At 69.6% G+C, this 5,795-nt stretch carries 11 protein-coding genes; all 11 read right to left on the reverse strand.

The features are described 5' to 3' along the window. Positions 1 to 1,313, reverse strand: a 1,313-nt coding sequence (locus BLR95_RS15215; protein WP_092622084.1) for a phage terminase large subunit family protein, incomplete at its 3' end; no start/stop codon positions are given. Next, a complete protein-coding gene (locus BLR95_RS15220; protein WP_092622086.1) occupies positions 1,310 to 1,867 on the reverse strand; it encodes a DUF3486 family protein in 558 nt (185 codons plus the stop codon). The genes BLR95_RS15220 and BLR95_RS15215, both read right to left, overlap by 4 nt. Positions 1,868 to 1,871: 4 nt before the next feature. Beyond that, positions 1,872 to 2,183, reverse strand: coding sequence for a hypothetical protein (locus BLR95_RS15225; protein ID WP_092622088.1), 312 nt, complete (start codon positions 2,181 to 2,183; stop codon positions 1,872 to 1,874). Next, positions 2,170 to 2,442: a hypothetical protein gene (locus BLR95_RS15230; protein ID WP_218119579.1), complete on the reverse strand. Its 273-nt coding sequence runs from the start codon at positions 2,440 to 2,442 to the stop codon at positions 2,170 to 2,172. The genes BLR95_RS15225 and BLR95_RS15230 overlap by 14 nt, the downstream gene beginning before the upstream one ends. Next, the gene (locus BLR95_RS16345; RefSeq protein ID WP_092622090.1) at positions 2,439 to 2,645 is read right to left on the reverse strand and encodes a TraR/DksA C4-type zinc finger protein; all 207 of its coding nucleotides are present in this window, start codon (positions 2,643 to 2,645) and stop codon (positions 2,439 to 2,441) included. The genes BLR95_RS15230 and BLR95_RS16345 overlap by 4 nt, the downstream gene beginning before the upstream one ends. Beyond that, complete coding sequence (locus BLR95_RS15240; RefSeq protein WP_218119581.1) at positions 2,646 to 2,843, reverse strand: hypothetical protein; 198 nt, start codon at positions 2,841 to 2,843, stop codon at positions 2,646 to 2,648. Next, positions 2,806 to 3,051, reverse strand: coding sequence for a hypothetical protein (locus BLR95_RS15645; protein ID WP_143131045.1), 246 nt, complete (start codon positions 3,049 to 3,051; stop codon positions 2,806 to 2,808). The genes BLR95_RS15240 and BLR95_RS15645 overlap by 38 nt, the downstream gene beginning before the upstream one ends. Further along, positions 3,048 to 3,716, reverse strand: coding sequence for a hypothetical protein (locus BLR95_RS15245; protein ID WP_092622094.1), 669 nt, complete (start codon positions 3,714 to 3,716; stop codon positions 3,048 to 3,050). The genes BLR95_RS15645 and BLR95_RS15245 overlap by 4 nt, the downstream gene beginning before the upstream one ends. 137 nt (positions 3,717 to 3,853) lie before the next feature. Next, positions 3,854 to 4,246, reverse strand: coding sequence for a hypothetical protein (locus BLR95_RS15250; protein ID WP_092622096.1), 393 nt, complete (start codon positions 4,244 to 4,246; stop codon positions 3,854 to 3,856). After that, on the reverse strand, positions 4,239 to 5,570 hold the full coding sequence (locus BLR95_RS15255; RefSeq protein WP_092622098.1) for a regulatory protein GemA: 1,332 nt from the start codon (positions 5,568 to 5,570) through the stop codon (positions 4,239 to 4,241). Before BLR95_RS15255 ends, BLR95_RS15250 begins: the two co-directional genes overlap by 8 nt. 1 nt (position 5,571) lies before the next feature. After that, positions 5,572 to 5,721 (reverse strand): hypothetical protein, encoded by a 150-nt coding sequence (locus BLR95_RS15875; protein ID WP_176787913.1) that lies wholly within the window; start codon positions 5,719 to 5,721, stop codon positions 5,572 to 5,574. Positions 5,722 to 5,795 lie beyond the last annotated feature (74 nt).

Here is a 5,795-nt window from a genome sequence, read left to right on the forward strand (position 1 = left end):
GCCGCCTCGATTGCCAGCGCCAGGGCCCAGAAGTGGTCGGCGTGGCCGTCCGGGGTCCGCTCGGCGGCAAAGCGGATATTCCCGGCGACGGTCACCTGTTTGGTGACCTGGCGTAGATCGGCTCGGACGACGGGGTCATAGGGAATCCGGACGCGCCTCTCCTCCATCCGGGAACGCACCGGATAGGCCAGCGCTTCCTTGACCTTCGGGGTGAAGGTCACCGGCTCCACCCGGGCCGCGCCGAACTTGTCCTGGGCGTCGTCGGCCCAGCCGATACCCAGGCCCGTGGCGTCGATGCAGCACCGGTCGCAACGCTCCAGCCATGGCCAGATCACGGCCTCCTGCGACGCCTTGCGCATGTTCTTCAGGCGTTCGACGTGGCGCGTGTAGAGCACGTCGCCGAGCTGCTCGACCACCCACAGCACCGTCAGGTCATGCTTGCGCCCAATATCCACACCGGCGAACAGGCGGCCCCGCTCCGACGCCGTCCAGTCGGCATCGCTCGGGTACTCGGCGCTGGCGATTAGGTCGTATTCCAGGAAGGCCACGTCGTCATCGGCGGGATGGCACATGTACTCCTGCTGGAAACTCTCCTCGTCCGCCGCACCCGACTTCACCCAGTCGAAGTAGGCGGCCTCGTCCATCTCCTGCCGCTCGTCGTCGGCCGGCAGCATCTGCTGCAGCTTGAACAGAAAGCCCTCGTCCAGGGCGTTTTGCAGGGTGATGCGATGGAGGCTGAGTCCCTTCGGATTGCCGGCCTCGCGGGCTTCGCGGACCAGATGGTTGAAGAAGTTGGCGCTGCCGCGATGGGTGCTGATGACTTCCATGTTGCCGCCCCAGGTGATGCCCGGGTAGGCGATGGACCACAGCTTGCGGGGGTCTGGATGCAGGGCGAACTCATCGAGGATGCGCCCGCCGCGCTTGCCGGCCTGGGCATCCGCGTTGCTCGACATGCTGTGGATGCGCCGGCCGTTGGCGAACTCCAACACATAGGCTGAGATGCGCGCCCGCTCATCAATGACCCGTTCCCCGAGGTCCGAGGCCGCCAGTTCGAGGATGCCCGCCCAGGTCTTGCAGTCCTCGACGAACAGCCGCGCCTGCAGGTCATCCCGGCTGCTGACCCACTGGTCGTGCCGGGCGCCCTTGACGGCGGTGCGCTCGGACGCGGCATAGGCCGTCGCCCAGGAGATGCCGATCTGGCGCGCCTTTTCCATCAGCTTCAGGCGGCTTCTATCTGCGATCCAGCGCGCTTGGCTGGGCAGAAAGATCGCGTCCGGGTTGACCGGGATGATCTTGGCCGCCCCCTTCCTCATGCTTCAATGCCCAGCTTGCGGCGGATCGCCGCCATGGTGTCGTCGGTGACCACGCCATCGGCGCCCATCTCGGCCAGCTTGGCGCGCTGCTCTTCCAGCAGCGCCTTGCGGGCGCGCTCCTCGGCTTCCGCCTGGAACTTCTTCAGGTTCACGCTGGCCCGCGTCAGGGTGGCGATGTTCTTGGCCGCCCCGGACAGAAGCTTGACCCGGTCGGCCGGGTCGATCTCCTCTTCACTCGCCTCCTGAAGGTTGACGATGGTCTCGAACAGCTCGGACTGGATCAGAGCGGTCAGAGCCTCGCTGCGCACGTCCTTGTCGTCGGGGCTGGAGTCGGCCAGCAGGCGGGCAGCCTCGGTGCTGGCGCGGATCGCCGCCAGGCGCCGGTCGAGCTTCTGCCCGTAGCGATGGATGGCGCTCTTGCTGATGGCGTAGCCGCGCTCGCGCAGCAGGGCCTCGAGTTGCTGATAGCCGCTGAAATTCTCGGTGGCCAGAGCGCGGTCAAGCCAGGCCCGAACCTCATCCGGCAGCCCTTCGATACTGGATCGACGCCCCATGGCGTCACCAATACATCGGGGGGCGCGCGATGCCGGGCTGACAGTCGCAGGTGTATTCGGCGATGTCGGTGCCGACGCGCGTCAGGTTGCCCCACCACACTCCACTCGGCTCCTTGCGGAGTTCCACCAGATCCCGGTCGGCCAGGTAGTCCAGGTTCTTGCGCAGCTCCAGGGGCGTGGCGTCGGGGTAGATCGCCCGCACCGTGGCCAGCATGACCGACTCCTGCAGCTCCTGTGGTTGGGCGTTGTACATGGCCAGGATGAGTATCCAGCGGAGTTGTTCACGCCGGACACGGGCCGGATCAAGATTGACCATGGCGATCCTTCATTTGCTGCAGGTGCAGGGCCAGGGCGTCGAGCTTGGACTCGATGACCGTCTGGTTGCGGACGTAGTCTTCCCGCCGGACGTAGTGCAGAGGCATGTCGGCCTTCATCTCAAGCAGGCTCCGCTCCAGGCCGTGCAGCTCCTTCTTGCTGGCAAACCCGTTGCGGATACCCCACATCGCCAGCCCCAGCAGGGCGTTGATTGCCACGCTGGCGATTGAAATCCAGGGCAGGATGTCCGATGGCGTCACCGCTCCTCCTCCCATCCGGCCTGACACGGGGCGCAGCGGGTGGCCGTGGGCAGGGCGGCCAGGCGCGCCGCCGGGATCGGCCGGTCACAGCTCTGGCAGATGCCGTCACCAGCCGGGCGGTCCAATTGCGATTTGCGCCACACTTCCACCGCTCGCTCCCTGTCCGCCTCCGCCAACTGGGAGGCCCAATCCCCACTGTCCATCTACTGGCACACCCGCAGCTGATCGCGGGTGACCAGGTAGTCGGCCACCAGCACCTCCAGCGCCGAGCCGGGCGGCAGCGCCTCAAGCTCGTCGGCCGCCTGTGCCTGGAAGGCGGCCGAGTAGGGGATCAGGCGCGGGCAGACCGAGGCCGCCGCGTCGTCAGAAGGACCCGTCGCGCAGGCGCTGAGCCACGCCACGGCGATCACGGGGAACAGCAGCCCGCGCATCCTGTTGCCTTTCCTTGATTCGGAGAATGCGGGCCCGGGCGGCGGCCCGCTCGGCCACCGCGCCGTCCCGCCGCGCCCGGGCCAGTACCAGCGCCACCGCCAGCACGGCGGCGGCGATCAGGGCCAGCCGCCGCCAAACGCCGGACGCGGCGCCCCACAGGGTGGCGAGCCAACTCACGGTCGGGCCTCGGTGCGCTGGTCGTCGATCCGACACCAGACCATGTACCCCACGCCGACCAGCACCAGGATCACCAGCACCACGGGCGCGGCGCCGGCGATCTGCGCGGCCAGGCCGGACAGGGGCGCCAGCTGATCGGCCACCTCGGCCAGGCCGGCCAGACCGGTGGCGGCCGTGGTGGCGGCCCCGGCCCGAATGGTGCGGCTCTTCGCCAGCGGCTTCGGCGGCACGTCGACGCCGGCGAGGCGCATGCCCTGGTCGATCTCGGCGTCGGAGTAGTAGTCGGCGAACCGGGGCCCGTTCTCGTGGGCGATGATGGCCCGGATCAAGCCGCGCATCACCTCGGCCCGCTTGATCTCGATGATCTGGTCGGGGCCGACACCCAGACGCGCGGCGACGTGGCGGGTGTAGGCGCCGGTGTCGTTTTCCACGGGCGGCGCCCATCTGGCGACCACCTCGGCGACCGTGTCGATGGGGCTGCCGTCGGCGGCGCGACGCTGGTCGGCGTAGGTGATCAGGATGCGGGCGATGGCCCGGATACCCCACTTGGGGCTCGTGAACTGACAGAACCGCCCGTCCGTCTGCTCGGCCGCCAGCCCCTCCCAGGGCGCGCCCAGCTCGATGTTGCCCGGGTTGTGGTTTCGGATGCCTCTGGGTAAGGACACGGCTGATCCCTCCGATTGGTCGGTGGGTGCAGTCTGCGGTCCTCGGGCGGAAGGGGGAGCCCTGACAGTTGCCAGTCCGGCGCGGTGCCTTCAGTCAGTCCCGGCAGCATCGCCCAGATTTGGCGGCCTGGACAAGCTCAAAGCAGCGAGCCCTGGTCGTCGTCTCGTTGTGCCGCCCGGTGGCGCCACACGGTGCGCACGTGGGCCCCGCTCAGGGCAGCCGCCTCGGCGGCCGAGTGCCCGGCCCGCAGCGACTGGCGAATCGCCGCCCGCACGCGAGCCCCGTTGGCGAGTGGCCCCAGTGGCAGGTCGATATGCCCCGCCCCCAGTCCCCCCGCCACCCGGCGGGCCGGCTCCAGGCCGATCGCTTCGACCAGCCAGTGCCCAGCCGCCAGCGCGTCCGGGGTGGGCACATAGACACGCCGGCCACCTCTGGCGGCCGCCACCGCCAGGGCCGCCGGGGCGCCGGCGATCTCGGCGATCTGCCGCAACACGCCGGGCAGTTCCTCGAGGTCGTGACGCTCAGTCATCGCCCCCTCGCGCGGCGCGGACGCGGTCGCCCAGGTGCTCGATCAGCCGGTCCCAGTCGGCGTTTGCGTAGAACGCGAACCCAGCCTGGCGGGGGCCGCCGTCGCGACCGGCCTGCTCGGCCTCGCGCAGGGTGATGCCGAGGATTTTGCACTGGGCCTCGACCACCCGGCGGCGCGGAAATTCGACCACACGCACCTCGCCCGGCATCTCGCCGCGCACCCGATACGGCGCCCAGTCGACCCCACCGCCGCCCTGCTCGACCGGGCGGGCACCCATCGCCTTCAGCGCCTCGATCACCTTCAGGGCCTGGGCGGACCGCATCCACTGCAGCTTGGGTACGCCCTTCCCACGGCCGCCGGACTGCCGCTCCAGGAACCTCTCCAGAGCCGTCTCAGAGGGGTCTCGAACCACGCCGAGATGGTAGAGGGACAACCACAACGCCCGCACCTTGCGGGCCTCGTCTCCATCCGCCAGCGGCCGCCGCGTGCCCGCCCGGGCCGGCGGTCGTTTGGCCGGCTTGAACCCCAGGGACCTGAGATGCTCCACCAAGTCCACCAGCTGCCCGCCGCTGAGCTGGGTCAGGCTCTCGACCCCGTACCGCCCCTCCAGCAGGGCGCGATAGGTGTCCTCGCCCAGGCTGAGCTGCTTCCGGGCGATCTGGACCTTGGCATACAGCTGCTTCCGAAAGGGGGTCGGGGTGTACTTGCGGGCGGCGGTCATGACAGCAGCCTCTTGTCGTCCCCATCCAGCCCCTGTCGCAACTCGATCTCGTCCGCCGCGCGGCGGCCGGCCCTCGTAGAGCCGCTGTACATGGTCGCGGGCCTCCTCGATGCGCGCCATGTCGGGCGCCCCGAAGTGGACCACCAGGGCCAGTTGCAGGCGCTCCACCATGCCGGTGCGGAAGGCCTCGCAGGCCCGGCGACGCGGCGCGCCCCGTGCCCGGCGCTTGTACTGTGCAGACCGGCGATAGGCCGCCGTCGACGCCTCGATGTGCCGGTGGAGGAAGACGTGAAGATAGGTGGCCACCGCCGGCCCCGGCTGGCGGCCGACGTATGACAGCGTCCCATCTGCGGCGTCCCGCACGGTGGTGCAGCCGGTCAGGGCGGCGAGCACACTCCACAGTTCGTGGACCACGGTCGGTCGCCGGGTGCACGGGACCGCTTCGCATCCCATCACCAGGTCCGCTGCCTCCAGACCGTGTTGCCGCATCAACTGGGCTGCCTTGGCGGCGGCCGCTTCGGCCTCGGCCTCGGTGCAGCCAGCCGCCGTCGTCATCGAGAGCAGGGCCGCCAGCCGGCGCTTGACGTCATCGAGATTGGCCATATCACGCTCCCCTCATCAGTCGGTAGGTGGCCCACAGGGCCAGGGCGGCCAGGATCACGGCGCCGTCCACGTGGGGATGGTGCCAAGCCTCAGCGACGCCGACCGCGCCGACAGCCGCCCAAGCGGCGGCGATGGCTAGGTAGCGGTTCATGATGCCTCCCCGAACCGACTGACCTGGTCGCCCCAGCAGTCCCAGCCGGGGCGGGTTTCGCGGGCGAACAGCTC

This window comes from Roseospirillum parvum, from assembly GCF_900100455.1.
In the GTDB taxonomy this organism is placed as follows: Bacteria; Pseudomonadota; Alphaproteobacteria; order Rhodospirillales; family Rhodospirillaceae; genus Roseospirillum; species Roseospirillum parvum.

What these genes read in the sequence shown, in the direction of transcription:
- BLR95_RS15225 (WP_092622088.1), bottom strand. Translation starts at nt 2,183, where the DNA reads ATGGTCAATCTTGATCCGGCCCGTGTCCGGCGTGAACAACTCCGCTGG.
- BLR95_RS15220 (WP_092622086.1), bottom strand. Translation starts at nt 1,867, where the DNA reads ATGGGGCGTCGATCCAGTATCGAAGGGCTGCCGGATGAGGTTCGGGCC.
- BLR95_RS15875 (WP_176787913.1), bottom strand. Translation starts at nt 5,721, where the DNA reads ATGAACCGCTACCTAGCCATCGCCGCCGCTTGGGCGGCTGTCGGCGCG.
- BLR95_RS16345 (WP_092622090.1), bottom strand. Translation starts at nt 2,645, where the DNA reads ATGGACAGTGGGGATTGGGCCTCCCAGTTGGCGGAGGCGGACAGGGAG.
- BLR95_RS15255 (WP_092622098.1), bottom strand. Translation starts at nt 5,570, where the DNA reads ATGGCCAATCTCGATGACGTCAAGCGCCGGCTGGCGGCCCTGCTCTCG.
- BLR95_RS15250 (WP_092622096.1), bottom strand. Translation starts at nt 4,246, where the DNA reads ATGACTGAGCGTCACGACCTCGAGGAACTGCCCGGCGTGTTGCGGCAG.